Here is a 16,359-nt window from a genome sequence, read left to right as displayed (position 1 = left end):
CCTGCTGGCGGATGTGCTACTGATAAGTAACATCCGGGGTGGTTGACAGCACCGGCGCTTCGCCCCGGCGGAGCGGCGGTTCATCGTCCCGGCCGCGCCGCCGGGACCACGCAGAGCAGCGTCGGTAGTCCGCGGGAGGTCGAAGAGGGCCCATGAACATTGTTGTCCTGGTCAAGCAGGTGCCCGACACGTATTCCGAGCGGAGGCTGTCCGCGGATCACACGTTGGATCGGGAGTCCGCGGACGCCGTTCTGGACGAGATCAACGAGCGCGCCGTCGAGGAGGCCCTGCAGGTGAAGGAGGCGCACGGCGGGGAGGTCACCGCGGTGTGCATGGGGCCGGATCGGGCCACCGACGCGATCCGCAAGGCGTTGTCGATGGGTGCGGACAAGGCGGTGCACGTCTCGGACGAGGCGCTGCACGGCAGCGACGCGCCGGCCACGGCGCGGGTGCTGGCCGCGGCGGTCGGCACGGTCGAGGGCGTGGACATGGTCATCGCGGGCAACGAGGCCACCGACGGTCGCGTGGGCGCGGTGCCGGCGATGCTGGCCGAGCTGCTGGGCTGGCCGCAGCTGACGTTCGCGCGGTCGGTGGCCATCGACGGTGCGCAGGCCACCATCGAGCGCGAGACCGACGCCGGGGTGAGCACGGTGCGGGCGAACCTGCCGGCCGTGGTGTCGGTGACGGAGAAGATCAACGAGCCGCGGTACCCGTCGTTCAAGGGGATCATGGCGGCGAAGAAGAAGCCGGTGCAGACCCTGTCACTGGCCGAGGTGGGCATCGACGCCGGTGCGGTCGGACTGGCCGGGGCGGCCTCGACGGTGGTCTCCTCCGCGCCGAAGCCGCCGAAGCAGGCGGGGGAGAAGGTCACCGACGAGGGCGACGGCGGTGTGCGGCTGGTCGAGTTCCTGGCCGGTCAGAAGCTGGTGTGAGTCGTCCGCGGGTTGTGTGAGGAGGCAGTGATTCATGGCTGAGGTGTTGGTCCTCGTCGACCACGTGGACGGTGAGGTCAAGAAGTCCACGGCGGAGTTGCTGAGCGCTGCGCGGCGCATCGGCACGCCGGCGGCGGTGGTCGTCGGCGAGTCGGGCGCGGCCGGCAAGGTGCAGGGCGCGCTGGCGGAGTTCGGTGCGGAGAAGGTTTACGTCGGCGAGTCCGCGGAGGCGAACCAGTACCTGGTCACCCCGCAGGTGGACGTGCTGGCCGCGCTGGTCGAGCGCACCAGCCCGGCGGCGGTGCTGCTGCCGGCGTCGATCGACGGCAAGGAGATCGCCGGCCGGCTGGCGATCCGCACCGGCTCGGGGCTGGTCTCCGAGGCGGTCGATCTGGACGGCCAGGGCGTGGCCGCGCACTCGCTCTTCGGCGGCACCTACGACGCGACCTCGCAGGTCGCGGTGGGCACGCCGATCGTGACGCTGCAGCCGGGCGCCGTCGACCCCGACGGTGTGGCCGGTGCGGCGACCGAGGAGCCGGTGGAGGTGCCGACGCAGGAGGCGGGCGCCGCCGCGGAGATCACCGGGCGGCAGCCGGTCGAGGCCGGTGACCGGCCGGAGCTGACCGAGGCGAACGTCGTCGTCTCCGGCGGGCGCGGTGTCGGCTCGTCCGAGAGCTTCGCCGTGGTGGAGCAGCTGGCCGACGCGCTCGGTGCCGCGGTGGGCGCCTCGCGCGCGGCGGTGGACTCGGGCTACTACCCGCACCAGTTCCAGGTGGGCCAGACCGGCAAGACGGTATCGCCGCAGCTGTACGTCGCGCTGGGCATCTCGGGTGCGATCCAGCACCGCGCGGGCATGCAGACGTCGAAGACGATCGTGGCGGTCAACAAGGACGCGGAGGCGCCGATCTTCGAGGTCGCCGATTACGGCGTCGTCGGCGACCTGTTCAAGGTCGCACCGCAGCTGACCGAGGAGGTCACCAAGCGCAAGGGCTGACGCTCCCCGCGCGGGGCCGGCGGTCGTACCGCCGTGACCCCCGCGCGAACGGGCGGGTGCCGCGCGCACCCGCCCGTTTTCGCGTGTCGTGCCGGGGCGCGGCTCGGGCGTCCGCGGCCGGTGCTCGTTGCGCCTCCGCGGTTCCGTCGGTGACTGCTGGCAGACTCCGCCTCGTGGAAGGTGCGGATCAGCACGCGGTTCCCCGCGACGACGACAGCGACGAAGTCTTGGTCGACTGCGACTTCTCCGGACGCGACCTGCGGGAGATGTTCGACCGCGGGGCGGAAGTGCCGCGGCGTGCGGAGGCCGCGTCCCGCCCTGCTCGGGTGTTCCGCCGGTGCGATCTCTCGGTGGCGGACCTGCGCGGCGCGGAACTCGCGGACGTGGTGTTCGAGCAGTGCACCCTCGCGGAAGCACGCCTGCGCGGAGCGAGGCTCGACGGTGCGCGCCTCGCAGGCGCCCGGTGCGCCGGCGTCGATCTCACCGATGCGGACCTGACCGATGCCGTCTTCGACAGCACCGACCTCGCCCACGCCCGGCTGCGCGGAACCCTGCTGGCGGACGTGCGTTTCCGTGGTTGCCGCATGATCGGGGTCGACCTGACGGCGGCGCGGGGGATCGCGGTCTCGTTCGACATCGCCGACTGCAATCTGCAGTTGGCGAACCTGTCCGAACTCCCGCTGCGGGGGGTCCACGTGACCGGCAGCGACCTCAGCGAGGCCGACCTGCGGGGGACCGATCTGCGCGACGCCGTGTTCGCCGGTTGCCGTCTCCGCGACCTCGACCTGTCCACGACCCGGTTGGACGGTGCCGACCTGCGCGGCAGCGACCTCGGCGAACTCACCGCCGACGCGCCGCGGCAGTTGCGCGGCGCGGTCGTCTCGTCGGCGCAGGCAGCGGAGATCTGCGCCGCCCTGGGCATCACCGTGCTCGAATGAGCGGTTTCCGCGGCGCGACGCCGCGCGCCCGTCCGCAGGCGGGGCGGTACGCCGGGAGCGGGGCGGTCCGGAGGCTGGACTTCCACCTGGGGTGAAGTTGCAGTGTGGAGCGCGTGAGTTCTTCGGAGCCCGAGCCGCACCCCGCGCAGGAGAGCCCCGACGCAGGCTTCCCGAGCGGGCCGGAACCCCCGCGCCGCCCGGCCGGCGCCGAGGACGCTGCCGCCGAAGCGGTTCCCGCCGATCCGCGGCGCGACAGCGCCCTGTTCAGCCCCGAGCGGCGCACCTTCACCTTCGGCCTGGTGCTGGTGATCACCCTCATCGCCTTCGAAGCGATGGGGCTGGCCACGGCGCTGCCCACGATCGTGGCCGACCTGGACGCGCAGCGCTGGTACTCCTGGCCCTACACCGTGTTCATGGCCACCAGCGCGCTCGGCACCGTCCTCGGCGGGCGCCAGGCCGACCGCACCGGCCCGGGCGCGCCGCTGCTGGCGGCGCTGCCCCTGTTCGCCGCGGGTCTGCTGCTCGCGGGCGCCGCCCCGAACATGGGGGTGCTGCTCGTGGCGCGGGCGCTGCAGGGCATCGGCGGCGGGGCGGTCATCGTCGCGTTGTACGTGCTGATCGCCCGCGTCTACCCCGAGCGGCACCGGCCGGCCGCGTTCGGCGCGCTGTCCTCGGCGTGGATCGTGCCGTCGCTGCTCGGCCCGGTCATCGCCGGCTTCCTCACCGAGCACGTCAGCTGGCGCTGGGTGTTCCTCGGGCTCGCCCCGTTCGTGGTGCTGGGCGCGCTGCTGCTGGTGCCCTCGCTGCGGCGGTTCGGGTCCGGCGCGGGAACGGGTGCGACACCCCCGCGGCGCGGCATGCCGTGGGCCGCGGCCGGTGCCGCGGGCGGGGTGATCGCGGTGAACTGGGCCGCGCAGAACCCCTCGCCGGCGGCGCTCGTGCTCGGCGCGGCCGGGCTCGCCGCGCTCGTGCCCTCGCTGCTGGTGCTGCTGCCGCGCGGCACCTTCCGCGTGGGCGCGGGCATCCCGGCCATGGTGGCCTCCCGCGGCATGCTCGCCGGGGTGTTCTTCACCGCCCAGGCGTTCGTGCCGCTGGTGCTGTCGGTGGCGCACGGCTACTCGCCGACCGCGGCCGGGATTCCGCTGACCGTCGGTTCGCTGGGGTGGGCCGCCGGGGCGCTGCTGCAGGGGCGCGCTCGGTCGGTGCGGCGCGAGCCCGTGGTCGCCGCCGGGTTCGGCATGGTCGCCCTGGGGGTCGCGGGGCTCGCGCTGGCCGCGCCGTCCTGGGGGCCGGCCTGGCTGGTGTTCGCCGCCTGGGCCGTGGCGGGCGCCGGCATGGGCGTCGGGATCGCGAGCACCTCGGTGCGGGTGCTGGCCCTGTCGCCGGAGTCCGAGCGGGGGTTCCACTCCTCGGCGCTGCAGCTGTCGGACATGCTGGGGCAGGCCGTGCTGGTGGGCCTCGGCGGTGTCGTCGTCAGCGCGCTCGCGACGCCGGGCGGTCCGGCGCGCGGGGTGGTTCCGGTGGACCTGGTCCTGGTGGGCACGGCCGCGCTGCTGGCCGTGCTCGTGCTGCGCTCCGCCCGCTCCTCCCCCGATGCCCCCACACGCGAGTGAGCTTCGGTACGCGTGCAGTACCCTGGGAAAACGATGACCTACCTGGACCACGCCGCCACGACCCCGATGCGGCCGAACGCGATCGCGGTGACCAGCGAGGCGCTGAGCCGGCTGGGCAACGCGTCCTCGCTGCACAGCTCGGGGCGGCGGGCCCGGCGTGCGGTGGAGGAATCCCGGGAGGACATCGCCGCCGCGCTCGGTGCGCGCCCCTCGGAGGTCCTGTTCACGGGCGGCGGCACGGAGAGCGACAACCTGGCGATCAAGGGCATCTACTGGTCGCGGCGCGCCGCGGACCCGCGGCGCTGCCGGATCGTCGCCTCCGGCGTGGAGCACCACGCCGTGCTCGACGCGGTCGAGTGGCTGGTCAAGCACGAGCAGGCCGAGGTGAGCTGGCTGGAGGTGGACGCCGCCGGCCGGGTGCTCCCGGACGAGCTGGAGCGGGTGCTGTCCGAGCACGCCGACGAGGTGGCGCTGGCCACGGTCATGTGGGCGAACAACGAGGTCGGCACGGTCAACCCGGTACGCGAGCTGGCCGCCGTCGCCGAGCGCCACGGGGTGCCGCTGCACACCGACGCGGTGCAGGCGGTCGAAACGGTGCCGGTGGACTTCGCCGCGTCCGGCGCGGCGGCGATGACGCTCACCGGGCACAAGATCGGCGGCCCCTACGGCGTGGGGGTGCTGCTGCTGTCGCGGGACGTGGACTGCACTCCGGTGCTGCACGGCGGCGGGCAGGAGCGCGAGGTGCGTTCCGGCACGCTGGACACCCCCGGGATCATGGGGCTGGCCAGCGCGCTGCGCGAGGCGGTGGACGAACGGGGCCGGCGCGCCCCGGAGCTGGCCGCGCTGCGGGACGAGCTGATCGCCGGGGTGCGCGCGGTGGTGCCGGACGTGGTGCTCAACGGCGACCCCGGCGGCGAGTTGGACGGCGGCCCCGCCCGGCTGGCGGGGAACGCGCACTTCACGTTCCCCGACTGCGAGGGGGACAGTTTGTTGATGTTGTTGGATGCCCAGGGCATCGAGTGCTCCACCGGGTCGGCCTGCACCGCGGGGGTGGCCGAGCCGAGCCACGTGCTGCTGGCGATGGGGGCACCGGCGCGGACCGCGCGGGGATCGCTGCGGTTCTCCCTGGGGCACACCTCGACCGCGGACGACGTGCGGGCGCTGACCGGGGCCATCGGCCCGGTCGTGGAACGCGCCCGCAACGCCGGGCTTCCCGGCCTGCGTCGGGCCGCGGAGGGGACGACCGCCGCTACGGAGGTGTGAGGCGTGCGAGTTCTGGCCGCGATGAGCGGCGGTGTTGATTCGGCTGTCGCTGCCGCGCGGGCCGTGGAGGCCGGACACGAGGTGGTCGGGGTGCACCTGGCGCTGTCGGCCGAACCCGGCACGCTGCGCAGCGGGGCGCGCGGGTGCTGCACGGTGGAGGACTCCCGCGACGCGCGGCGGGCCGCGGACCTGCTCGGCATCCCGTTCTACGTGTGGGACTTCGCCGAGCGGTTCACCGAGGACGTCATCGAGAACTTCGTCGGCGAGTACGCCGCGGGGCGCACTCCGAACCCGTGCCTGACCTGCAACGAGAAGATCAAGTTCCAGGCCGTGCTGGAGAAGGGCATGGCGCTGGGCTTCGACGCGGTGTGCACCGGGCACTACGCGCAGCTGTCCGTTGTGGACGGTCAGCCGGTGCTGCGGCGCAGCCGGGACGGGGGCAAGGACCAGTCGTACGTGCTCGCCTCGCTGACGGCCGAGCAGCTGCGCCACTCGATGTTCCCGCTCGGCCACTCGCTCAAGTCCGAGGTGCGCGACGAGGCCGCCCGCCGCGACCTGGCCGTGGCGTCCAAACCGGACAGCCACGACATCTGCTTCATCCCGGACGGCGACACCAAGAAGTTCCTCGACGAGCAGATCGGCCACAACCCCGGCGAGCTCGTCGACTCCGAGAGCGGTGCCGTGCTCGGGCACCACACCGGTGTGCACGGGTTCACCGTGGGGCAGCGCAAGGGCCTGGGCATCGACGCGCCCGCGCCGGACGGGCGCCCGCGGTACGTGCTCTCGCTGGAGCCGGTCTCCGGCACGGTCGAGGTCGGTTCGGCGGAGCAGCTCGACGTCACCGAGATCGACGCCGACCGGCCGATCTGGCCGTCGGAGCAGCCGCTGGAGGGGCCCACCGAGTGCGCCGTGCAGGTGCGCGCGCACGGGGAGGCCGTCGACGCCGTGGCCGAGGCGGACGAGGACGGCATCCGGGTCCAGCTGCGCCGGCCGATGCGCGGCGTCGCACCGGGCCAGGCGATGGTGCTGTACCGGCCGGACTCCGAGGCGGACGATCTCGTCCTCGGCAGCGGGATCATCGCCGGGACGCGCTGACGTCCCGCGTCCGGGGCGACCGCCGGGCCGGGCGCCGGCCTCCCCGCGCGGTTCCGCCGCGAGCTGGAATCCTCCGCTCACCGCCGGTAGTGTTCCGGGTCACAACCGGCGAACGGAGGCGGTCATGGAGGCTCTTCGGTCCAGCGCGGTGGCGGACGTGCTGCGGCGCAGCGCCGCGCGCCACCCCGAGCGGACCGCGCTGCGGTTCACCGACGACACCGGGGCGACGCGCAGCTGGACCTACGCGGCCCTCGACGACGCGGTCAGCCGGGTGGCCGCGTGGCTGACCGGGACCGGTGCGCGCGCCGGGGAACGGGTGGCGGCCTACGGCAAGAACTCGGACGCCTACCTGATCGGCTACCTGGCGTGCGCCCGGGCGGGGCTGATCCACGTGCCGGTGAACAACAGCCTCGCCGGGGCAGAGCTGTCCTACCTGCTGAGCCACTCCGGCAGCACGCTGGCACTGGTCGACCCCGACCTGACCGAGGCGGTCGCCGAGGTGCGCGCGGACACCGCGCTGCAGCGCACCCTGCCGCTGCGGGACCGCGAGGGGTCCCTGCTGGAGCAGGCCTGCTCCGGACCGGTTCCCGAACCGGGCGAGCCGCCGGACGAGAACGACGTCGTGCAACTGCTGTACACCTCGGGCACCACGTCGCGGCCGAAGGGCGCGATGATGACCCACCGCGCGCTGCTGCACGAGTACGTCTCGTGCATCCAGGCGCTGGACCTCGATCCCGACGACCGCCCGCTGCACGTGATGCCGCTGTACCACTCGGCGCAGATGCACGTGTTCCTGCTGCCGTACCTGATGATCGGGGCGACCAACCACCTGCGCGAGTCCCCGGAGCCGGCGGACCTGCTGCGGCGCATCGAGGAGGAGCGCATCGGGGCGTTCTTCGCCGTGCCCACGCTGTGGGTGGCGCTGGCCAACCACGCCGAGTTCGGCACGCGCGACCTGCGCTCCCTGCGCAAGGCCTTCTACGGTGCTTCGGTCATGCCGGTGCCCGTGCTGCGGCGCCTGCAGGGGGCGCTGCCGCAGCTGGCGTTCTACAACTGCTTCGGCCAGTCCGAGATCGGTCCACTCGCGACGGTGCTGCGGCCCGAGGAGCACGAGGAGCGGCCGGATTCCGCGGGGAGGCCGGTGATGTTCGTGGAAACGCGCATCGTCGACGAGGCCGGCGAGGAGGTCGCGCCCGGCGACCCGGGGGAGATCGTGTACCGCTCGCCGCAGCTGTGCACCGGCTACTGGGACGACCCGGAGGAGACCCGGAAGGCCTTCCGGGACGGGTGGTTCCACTCCGGCGACCTGGTGCGCGCCGACGCGGAGGGCTACGTCCACGTCGTCGACCGGATCAAGGACGTGATCAACACCGGCGGGGTGCTGGTGGCCTCGCGGGAGGTCGAGGACGTGCTCTACACCCACCCCGCGGTGCGCGAGGTGGCGGTCGTGGCCGTGCCCGACGAGCAGTGGGGCGAGGCGATCAACGCCGTCGTCGTGCTGAACTCCGCAGTGGACGGACGGGAAGTGGACGAGCAGGAGATCCTCGCGCACGTCCGCGGGAACCTCGCCGCCTTCAAAGTGCCCAAGCGGGTGCACGTGGTGGACGACCTGCCGCGCAACGGTGCCGGCAAGCTGCTCAAGCGCACCCTGCGGGAGGCCATCCGGGAGCACGGAACCCCCGCCCTCGACGGCTAGGGCGCCTGCGGATCGGCTGGTGAGGGGGCAGCTGGGGAAGCCGGGGCCGTCCCGCGGCAGCGGTCCTCACTCCTGCGACTCCGCGTCGGTGCCGCCCTTCCGCGCGGCCGCGTGCAGGCGCGCCTTGGCCGGGTCGCGGGGCCGCACGCCCGCGCGCGGCTGCCTCCCGGGCGGCACGTCCGGCGCGTGCCGGATGAACATGGTGACGGTGACGCTGTCGGTGAACCCGTTGCGGTGCATCACCTTGGCCGAGGCCGTGTTGCTGCGCTCCACGTCCGTGACGATGCGGGTGGCGCCCGCGGCGAACAGGGCGGCGCACGAGCGCTCCAGCAGCGCGTCGGCCAGTCCCCGCCCGCGGTTCGCGGGATCGACCGCGATCCACTCCACGTAGCCCCAGTCCGCCCGCTCGTCGTAGGACATCGAGGCGAGCACGAACCCGACGACCGCCCCCTCCTCCTCGACGACCCAGCAGGCCTCCGGCTGGGTGTCGAGGTGCGTGGCCGCGCTCGACAACGACCAGGAGGTGTACGGCATCGTGTGCACGTCGAACAACCGGAACCCCAGGTCCAGCACGCCGGAGAGGTGGTCCAACCGCATCGGGACGGGTACGGGGGTCTCGGCGTCGGTCATGCCTGTCAGCGTGCCGGACGAGCGGCGGCCGCGCACACCCCCCGGGGCCACCGGCATGTCGATCGTCCGGGGGGACAATGGGGTCGTGAGTGAAGCACCTTGGGGGGCAGGTACGGCCACCGCGCTCGGCTCGATGCCGGGAACCGACGCGGTGGAGAGCGCGCGCACCGTCATCGCGCAGCTGCCCGATCTGACGCCGTTCCCGGAGTTGCCCGAACGCGGCGTGGGCGCCGATGCCGTGGGGCGCACCGCGGGCATGCTCGTCGACCTCGCGGTGGAGGTGGTGCCCTCCGGCTACCGCGTGGCGCAGCGCCCGGGCCGCGACCACCGGCGCGCGGTGGACCTGCTGCGCTGGGACCTGGACGCGATGGAGCAGGCCGCCACCGAGCTCGGCGCGCCGCGCGCGGTGAAGGTGCAGGCCGTCGGACCGTGGACCCTCGGCGCGGGGGTGGAACTGGCCAGCGGCCACCGCGTGCTCACCGACCACGGTGCGCTGCGGGACTTCACGAGCTCCGCGCTGGAGGGGCTGGCCCGCCACATCGACGAGGTCGTCGCCCGCACCGGCGCGCCCGCGCTCGTCCAGCTGGACGAGCCGGTGCTGCCGCAGGTGCTGGCCGGTGACCTGCCCACCCCCTCGGGCTACGGCACGGTTCCGGCCGTGCCGGAGCCGGAAGCGCGGGCGCTGCTGTCCGATGTGCTCGACCGCGTGCGCGGGATGACGCAGCGGCCGGTGATCGTGCACTGCTCCGCTCCGCGCCCGCCGGTGACGATGCTGCGGCGGGCCGGAGCGGACGCCCTCGCGCTGGACCTCCTGCGGCTCGGGGAGGTCAGCGGGGAACTCGCCGACGCGTTCGGCGAGGCGTGGCAGGAGGGCACCACGTTCCTGCTCGGGCTGGTCCCCAGCGGGGGCGACCCGGCCTCGGACCAGGTGCGCGAACTCGCCATGCCCGCGTTCGACCTGATCGCGCGGCTCGGCTTCCCGAACGCGGTGCTGCGCGACCACGCCGTGCCGACCCCGTGCGGCGGGCTGGTGCGGGCGACCCCGTCGCGGGCGCAGCGCGCGTTGAAGCTCTCCGCCGCGCTGGCGCGCATGTTCGCCGAGGAAGCCGCCGCCTGACGGGCTCCCCGCTGCGCTGACCGGACCCCTCCGCTGCGCCGCAGCAGGGCGCGCTGCGCCACCGGGCGCGCGCCGCTCCTCGGAGCACTTGTCGCGGGACGCCAGCACTGCCAGAGTCGGAACCGAGGCACGACAAGCCTTGGGAGGTGGCTCCGATGCGCGTGGTGCGAACCCACGTGGTGAGCCAGCGTTCCTGCCCGTGCGGCGGTGAGCGCCCCGGGCCCCGGAACGCCCGGCAGGCGGCCGAGACCGGATCGGCCGCAGCGGGACTCGTTCCGACACCGCACCTGCCGCCCGCGGAACGCGGGGGCGCGGCGGTGCACGACGCCGCCGGCGGTTGACTCACCCTCCTGCTCGCTCCGACACCCGCACGCGTCCGGCGTCGCGGGCCTCCCGGTGCGCGCCCGGAGCCGCGCGCACCCGCATCCGCTCGAGCAACGACGAAGCACGGTGTCCGTCATGCGTTCTTCCCTGTGGCGACGACGTAGCTCCCGCCCGCACCGGCACGCGGCCGCGCTGGCCGACGCGCACCCCGGATCCCTGTGGCTGGACGCTTCGGAGCGTCCCGCACCCGCCTCGGCCCTGACCCGACCGACCTCGACCGACCTGCTCGTCATCGGCGGCGGCTACACCGGGCTGTGGGCCGCGTTGCGCGCGAAGGAACGCGACCCCGCCCGGGACGTGGTGCTCGTCGACGCCCGCGAGTGCGGCTGGGCCGCGTCCGGGCGCAACGGCGGGTTCTGCGCAGCCAGCCTCACCCACGGGCTGCACAACGGGCTGCGCCGGTTCCCGCGGGAGCTGGCGCGGCTGGAACGGCTGGGCCTGCGCAACCTCGACGAGATCGAGAAGGCCGTGCACGCCCACGGCATCGACTGCGACTTCGAACGCACCGGGGAGCTCGAGGTCGCCGTGGCCGACTGGCAGCTGCCCCAGCTGCGCTCGGCGGCGCGGCTGGCCGCCGAGCACGGCCACGACGCCCGGCTGCTCGACGCCGAGCAGGCGCGCGGCGAGGTGGACTCGCCGACCTACCGCGGGGCGCTGTGGATGCGGGATTCGGTCGCCCTGGTGGACCCGGCGCGGCTGGCCCGGGGGCTGCGCGCGGCCTGCCTGCGGGCGGGGGTGCGGCTGCACGAGCGCACCCCGGTGCGCGCGCTCGAGGACGAGCGCACCGGGGTGACCGCACGGACCCCGTACGCCGCGGTGCGCGCGCGGAGAGCGCTGCTGGCCACGAACGCGTTCCGCCCGCTGCTGTCCGGGCTGCGCCGGTACGTGCTGCCGATGTACGACCACGTGCTGGCCACCGAACCGCTCACCGACCGGCAGCTGGCCGAGGTCGGCTGGAACCGCCGGCAGGGCGTCAGCGACTCGGGCAACCAGTTCCACTACTACCGGCTCACCGCTGACAACCGGGTCCTGTGGGGCGGGTACGACGCCGTGTACCACTTCGGCGGGGCGGTGCGCGACGAGCTGGACCAGCGGCCGGAGACCTTCGCCGCGCTCGCCGACCACTTCTTCGCCACGTTCCCGCAGCTGGAAGGGGTGCGGTTCACGCACGCCTGGGGCGGTGCGATCGACATGTGCCCCCGGCTGTGCCCGTTCGTCGGCACGGCGCGCCGCGGGCGCGTCGGCTACGCCCTCGGCTACAGCGGCCTGGGGGTGGGGGCCAGCCGGTTCACCGCCGGCGCGGTGCTCGACCTGCTGGACGGGCGGCGCGGCGAGAACGCCGATCTGGAGCTGGTGCGCACGCACCCGCGCCCGCTGCCGCCGGAACCGCTGCGTTGGGCGGGCACGCAGCTGACGCGGTGGTCGCTGGCCGCGGCCGACCGGGACCGGGGGCGGCCGAACTGGTGGCTGCGCGCGTTGCGCAGCGCCGGCATCGGGTGAGCGGACCGCAACGGGTGAGCCGCCGTCGTCACCCGAACCGGCCCCGCCGCGGCGGCCGGAGCGGCACAATGGGGTCCATGCTGAACTTCTTCCGCCGCCGCGGTGCCGCGGCCGAGGCCGAGCGAGCGGACCCGGACGCGCGTGCGGCGGCGTTCTGGCAGCGCTGGGACGAGCTGCTGCCCGAGATCACCTCGGCGCTGGCCGACGGCCACCCGCAGCACGTCGAGCCGCTGGTGTCCGACCTGGTGCAGCGGGTGCACCCGGAGCTGGGCTTCTCGCTCGAGCACGGCTCCCGCGCCACCTACGCGCTGGTCGTCAGCGGCGAGGCCGATCCGGAGCTGCGCCCCTACACCGACGCGTGGATGCGGGCCGCTCCCGAACCGGACCAGGCGTGGGAGTACCACGACGCGATCCCACCGGTGCCCGATCCGATGCAGGTGACGGTGCACGTGCGCGAGACCCCGTACGCGCTGGCGGACGTGCGGGTCGTCACCCAGGTCGACAGCGCTGCCGGCGTGATCGACGTCGCCGTGCACCACCCGGGGTTCGCCGAGGCCGAGGAGCGCTCGCGCACGGCGCTGGCGCTGATGGCGCTCGACGCCGCGCTCGGGGAGCGCCTCGCCGCCGACCGGCTCGGACGCATCGAGACGGCCGAGTTCCCACCGGAGTCCACGGTCGACCTCGCACGATTGCGTGAACTCGCCGAGGGGATGGAGCGCACCGGTGCCGATCCCGACCACGGCGGGGCGGCCACCTCCTGACGGTGTCGGACGCGCTCGCTACTCTCGGGGTGACCAGGGCGGAACCGTGCGATCCGGGGAGTGCGCGTGAGCGAGCAGACGGCCAACGGCGCGGAGCGGGGCGAGGGGGAGGACGTCCCGCGCGACGCGGCGGCGGGCCAGAGCGCCGAAGGCGTGGAGGACGTTCCCGCCGCCGTGCGCGAGCAGCACGCCGAGCTGGCCGACGAGGTCCGCGCGCACCAGTTCCGGTACTACGTGCTGGACTCGCCGGTCATCACCGACGGCGAGTTCGACGAGCTGTTCACCCGGCTGCAGCGCGTGGAGCGGGAACACCCGGGGCTGGCGGTGGCGGACTCGCCGACGCGCGTGGTCGGCGGCACCTTCTCCACCGAGTTCACCGCGGTGGAGCACCTCGAGCGGATGCTCAGCCTGGACAACGCGTTCAACGTGGACGAACTGCGCGCCTGGGTGGACCGCGTGCAGCGCGAGATCGGCGGGGGTGCGCACTACCTGTGCGAGCTCAAGATCGACGGCCTCGCGGTCAACCTGCTCTACCGCGGCGGCAAGCTGGAGCGCGCGCTCACCCGCGGCGACGGCCGCACCGGCGAGGACGTGACGCTGAACGTCCGCACCATGGGCGATGTCCCGGAGCAGCTCACCGGCAGCGAGGACTACCCGGTCCCGAACCTGGTCGAGGTGCGGGGGGAGGTGTTCTTCCGCACCGACGAGTTCGACGTGCTGAACGACTCCCTGGTGCAGGCGGGCAAGGCGCCGTTCGCGAACCCGCGCAACGCCGCCGCGGGCTCGCTGCGGCAGAAGGACCCGCGGGTGACGCGCAACCGCCCGCTGCACCTGATCTGCCACGGCCTCGGCCGCCGGGAGGGGTTCGAACCGCAGCGGCAGTCCCACTCCTACGAGGCGCTGCGCGCCTGGGGGCTGCCGGTCTCCGAGCACACCGTCGTTCTGTCCAGTGTGGATGACGTCGTCGAGCACGTGCGGTACTGGGGCGAGCACCGGCACGACGCGGAGCACGAGATCGACGGCGTCGTGGTCAAGGTGGACGAGGTGCCGCTGCAGCGGCGGTTGGGCACCACCTCGCGGACCCCGCGCTGGTCGGTCGCGTACAAGTACCCGCCGGAGCAGGCGACGACGACGCTGCGCGACATCCAGGTGAACGTGGGGCGCACCGGGCGGGTCACGCCGTTCGCCGTGATGGAGCCGGTCAAGGTCGCCGGTTCCACGGTCGCGATGGCGACGCTGCACAACGCCGACGAGGTGCGGCGCAAGTCCGTGCTCATCGGGGACCGCGTGGTGATCCGCAAGGCCGGCGACGTCATCCCGGAAGTGCTCGGGCCCGTGGTGGACGTGCGCTCGGGCGGCGAACGCGAGTTCACCATGCCCGCGCACTGCCCGGAGTGCGGCGCGGAGCTGCACCGCGAGAAGGAGAGCGACGTGGACATCCGGTGTCCCAACGCGCGCTCCTGCCCCGCGCAGCTGCGCGAACGGCTGTTCCACCTCGCCGGGCGCGGTGCCTTCGACATCGAGGTGATGGGCTACGAGGCCGCCGGGGCGCTGCTGGAAGCGGGAGTGCTCACCGACGAGGGCGACGTGTTCGACCTCGACGAGGACGAGCTGCTGGGGGTGCCGCTGTTCCGCACCAAGGACGGCGGGTTGTCGGCCAACGGCACCAAACTGCTGCAGAACCTCCAGGTGGCGAAGGAGAAGCCGCTGTGGCGGGTGCTCGTGGCCCTGTCCATCCGGCACGTGGGTCCCACGGCCGCGCAGGCGCTGGCGCGGGAGTTCGGTTCGCTGGACGCGATCGAGGAGGCCTCCGAGGAGCAGCTGGCCGCGACCGACGGCGTCGGGCCGGCGATCGCCGAATCGGTGCGCGAGTGGTTCACCGAGCCGTGGCACCGCGAAGTGGTGCAGAAGTGGCGCGACGCGGGCGTGCGGATGGCCGACGAGCGGGACGAGTCGGTTCCCCGCAACCTCGAAGGCCTGTCCATCGTGGTGACCGGAACGCTGCCGACGTACTCGCGCGACGAGGCGAAGGAGGCCGTCATGGCGCGCGGCGGCCGCGCCGCCGGCTCGGTGTCGAAGAAGACCGCGTTCGTCGTCGTGGGGGACTCCCCCGGCTCGAAGCACGACAAGGCGGTGCAGCTGGGGGTGCCGGTGCTCGACGAGGACGGTTTCCGCGTGCTGCTCTCCGAGGGGCCCGACGCGGCGCGCGAGCGCGGCCTGTAGCCCCCTCCTGGTGCCCGGGCCTCTCCTGATTCCCGGCCGTCCGGGGATCGCCAGGAGGGCTCCGCGCTTTCTGGAACCATTCCAGGGAGCGCAATTTTCATGAAAATTGGAAGCCATCCCCACACGTCCGGGCGATCAATTGTCCCCACCCGATCGGTGGTGCATCAGGCCGCGGGCCTGCGGGCGACCCGCAGGCGTCGGGCGCAGCAGGCGTTGGTCGTGCTCGCGGGCTCAGCTGTCGAGGACGACGGCGACGATCCCGGCCAAGTGGGCCAGCCGGGCGACCTCGGAGGCGCGGAACATCGGCCCGCCCGGGCGTCCCGCCAGCAGCACCCGGTCGGGCTTGCCGATCGGCGTGGCGGCGAGTTCCGTGCCGAGCTCCTGCCACGTCTCCGGCACCCAGTCCTCGTCGCCGTCGAGCACCGTGGCGCGCGGCAGCGGCAACCACGGCAGCTCGAGATACCCCTCCTGGGGGGCGGAGGTGCTCGCGGACAGCTGTTCGGCCCCTCCGGAGTGGTGCCCGAACACGAGAGCCCACCCCGATCGGATGATCTTCGGCACGCCCTCGGCGAAGATCTCCAGACCCCGCGCCGGTTCGGCCGCGATCTCCTCGACGAGCTCGAGCTCGCGGTGCGTGTCCAGCACCCCCGCGTAGGGGCGGACCGCGTCGACCTCGACGCCCTCGACGGACTCCGCCGCGGTGATGAGCACGTCGGGCAGGCGTCCCGCCTCCATCTCCACGACCATGTCGTCGATCGCGACACCGCTGCCGCGCTCCACGACGTTGACGCCGAGGATGTCGGCGCCGATCTCGCCGAGCGCCGTCGCCACCGATCCGAGCGTGCCCGGTCGGTCCGGTATCTGAACCCGGATCAGGAAGGACACCGGACTCAACGCCTCCAGTTTCGTGCGCGGAACCTCGCCGTCCGCGCGTCTTCGCAGGCACGGGGCGGGCCCCGTGCGAACAACCGGCGCCGGAATTGTGGCAGATCCCGGCGTGTCGTGGTCAGCCCGCCGTCCGCGCAGTGGAACGATCGTTGCCTCCGGCGCCGCGGCGCCCGCCGGGGCGAACCCGGCGAACCGCTCGCGCTCCCGCCGGCGGACCGTACCCGCTCGACCCCGCCGCGGCCGGGTCCGCGGCGGCGCCCCCCACGGGTCGCAGGCCGGTAGCGCCATAGACTGGGAACGTCGAACGGTTTCGCCGCGTGCCGTC

At 73.8% G+C, this 16,359-nt stretch carries 14 protein-coding genes; 12 read left to right on the top strand and 2 right to left on the bottom strand.

Going from position 1 to position 16,359, the window contains the following annotated elements:
* Positions 1–152 precede the first annotated feature (152 nt).
* From ACVGV0_RS18700 to ACVGV0_RS18670, 7 genes are all read left to right on the top strand, one after another.
* Positions 153–932 (top strand): electron transfer flavoprotein subunit beta/FixA family protein, encoded by a 780-nt coding sequence (locus ACVGV0_RS18700; protein WP_459156991.1) that lies wholly within the window; start codon positions 153–155, stop codon positions 930–932.
* Positions 933–966: 34 nt separating this feature from the next.
* Positions 967–1,926, top strand: coding sequence for an electron transfer flavoprotein subunit alpha/FixB family protein (locus ACVGV0_RS18695; protein WP_459156990.1), 960 nt, complete (start codon positions 967–969; stop codon positions 1,924–1,926).
* A gap of 173 nt (positions 1,927–2,099) precedes the next feature.
* Positions 2,100–2,864 (top strand): pentapeptide repeat-containing protein, encoded by a 765-nt coding sequence (locus ACVGV0_RS18690; RefSeq protein ID WP_459156989.1) that lies wholly within the window; start codon positions 2,100–2,102, stop codon positions 2,862–2,864.
* A gap of 113 nt (positions 2,865–2,977) precedes the next feature.
* The gene (locus ACVGV0_RS18685) at positions 2,978–4,477 is read left to right on the top strand and encodes an MFS transporter (RefSeq protein ID WP_459156988.1); all 1,500 of its coding nucleotides are present in this window, start codon (positions 2,978–2,980) and stop codon (positions 4,475–4,477) included.
* Between the two features lie 33 nt (positions 4,478–4,510).
* Positions 4,511–5,740 carry a cysteine desulfurase family protein gene (locus ACVGV0_RS18680; protein ID WP_459156987.1) on the top strand — a complete coding sequence of 410 codons (1,230 nt, stop codon included), beginning with the start codon at positions 4,511–4,513 and terminating at the stop codon, positions 5,738–5,740.
* 3 nt (positions 5,741–5,743) lie between these two features.
* Positions 5,744–6,835: a tRNA 2-thiouridine(34) synthase MnmA gene (gene mnmA, locus ACVGV0_RS18675; RefSeq protein ID WP_459156986.1), complete on the top strand. Its 1,092-nt coding sequence runs from the start codon at positions 5,744–5,746 to the stop codon at positions 6,833–6,835.
* 124 nt (positions 6,836–6,959) lie between these two features.
* Positions 6,960–8,531 (top strand): fatty acyl-CoA synthetase, encoded by a 1,572-nt coding sequence (locus ACVGV0_RS18670; protein WP_459156985.1) that lies wholly within the window; start codon positions 6,960–6,962, stop codon positions 8,529–8,531.
* A gap of 66 nt (positions 8,532–8,597) precedes the next feature.
* On the opposite strand, the gene ACVGV0_RS18665 is transcribed toward ACVGV0_RS18670, so the two are convergent.
* Complete coding sequence (locus ACVGV0_RS18665) at positions 8,598–9,161, bottom strand: GNAT family N-acetyltransferase (RefSeq protein ID WP_459156984.1); 564 nt, start codon at positions 9,159–9,161, stop codon at positions 8,598–8,600.
* Positions 9,162–9,246: 85 nt separating this feature from the next.
* Here ACVGV0_RS18665 and ACVGV0_RS18660 point away from each other — a divergent pair, with 85 nt between their 5' ends.
* From ACVGV0_RS18660 to ligA, 5 genes are all read left to right on the top strand, one after another.
* A complete protein-coding gene (locus ACVGV0_RS18660; protein ID WP_459156983.1) occupies positions 9,247–10,278 on the top strand; it encodes a uroporphyrinogen decarboxylase/cobalamine-independent methonine synthase family protein in 1,032 nt (343 codons plus the stop codon).
* A gap of 155 nt (positions 10,279–10,433) precedes the next feature.
* Complete coding sequence (locus ACVGV0_RS18655; protein WP_459156982.1) at positions 10,434–10,619, top strand: hypothetical protein; 186 nt, start codon at positions 10,434–10,436, stop codon at positions 10,617–10,619.
* A 118-nt stretch (positions 10,620–10,737) separates the two neighbouring features.
* Complete coding sequence (locus ACVGV0_RS18650) at positions 10,738–12,162, top strand: NAD(P)/FAD-dependent oxidoreductase (protein ID WP_459156981.1); 1,425 nt, start codon at positions 10,738–10,740, stop codon at positions 12,160–12,162.
* Positions 12,163–12,239: 77 nt separating this feature from the next.
* Positions 12,240–12,923: a hypothetical protein gene (locus ACVGV0_RS18645; RefSeq protein ID WP_459156980.1), complete on the top strand. Its 684-nt coding sequence runs from the start codon at positions 12,240–12,242 to the stop codon at positions 12,921–12,923.
* Between the two features lie 66 nt (positions 12,924–12,989).
* Positions 12,990–15,146, top strand: coding sequence for an NAD-dependent DNA ligase LigA (ligA, locus tag ACVGV0_RS18640; protein WP_459156979.1), 2,157 nt, complete (start codon positions 12,990–12,992; stop codon positions 15,144–15,146).
* Between the two features lie 231 nt (positions 15,147–15,377).
* On the opposite strand, the gene ACVGV0_RS18635 is transcribed toward ligA, so the two are convergent.
* The gene (locus ACVGV0_RS18635) at positions 15,378–16,031 is read right to left on the bottom strand and encodes an ACT domain-containing protein (protein WP_459160057.1); all 654 of its coding nucleotides are present in this window, start codon (positions 16,029–16,031) and stop codon (positions 15,378–15,380) included.
* Between the last annotated feature and the right edge of the window lie 328 nt (positions 16,032–16,359).

Source organism: Salinifilum ghardaiensis, from assembly GCF_054491345.1.
The sequence above is the reverse complement of the archived record's forward strand: the minus strand, read 5'-3'. Positions and strand labels throughout refer to the sequence as shown.

Excerpts from the sequence above, each read along its gene's own strand:
- ACVGV0_RS18700 (WP_459156991.1), top strand. The coding sequence starts at position 153 with ATGAACATTGTTGTCCTGGTCAAGCAGGTGCCCGACACGTATTCCGAG.
- ACVGV0_RS18695 (WP_459156990.1), top strand. The coding sequence starts at position 967 with ATGGCTGAGGTGTTGGTCCTCGTCGACCACGTGGACGGTGAGGTCAAG.
- ACVGV0_RS18680 (WP_459156987.1), top strand. The coding sequence starts at position 4,511 with ATGACCTACCTGGACCACGCCGCCACGACCCCGATGCGGCCGAACGCG.
- ACVGV0_RS18670 (WP_459156985.1), top strand. The coding sequence starts at position 6,960 with ATGGAGGCTCTTCGGTCCAGCGCGGTGGCGGACGTGCTGCGGCGCAGC.
- ACVGV0_RS18665 (WP_459156984.1), bottom strand. The coding sequence starts at position 9,161 with ATGACCGACGCCGAGACCCCCGTACCCGTCCCGATGCGGTTGGACCAC.
- ACVGV0_RS18655 (WP_459156982.1), top strand. The coding sequence starts at position 10,434 with ATGCGCGTGGTGCGAACCCACGTGGTGAGCCAGCGTTCCTGCCCGTGC.
- ACVGV0_RS18650 (WP_459156981.1), top strand. The coding sequence starts at position 10,738 with ATGCGTTCTTCCCTGTGGCGACGACGTAGCTCCCGCCCGCACCGGCAC.
- ACVGV0_RS18645 (WP_459156980.1), top strand. The coding sequence starts at position 12,240 with ATGCTGAACTTCTTCCGCCGCCGCGGTGCCGCGGCCGAGGCCGAGCGA.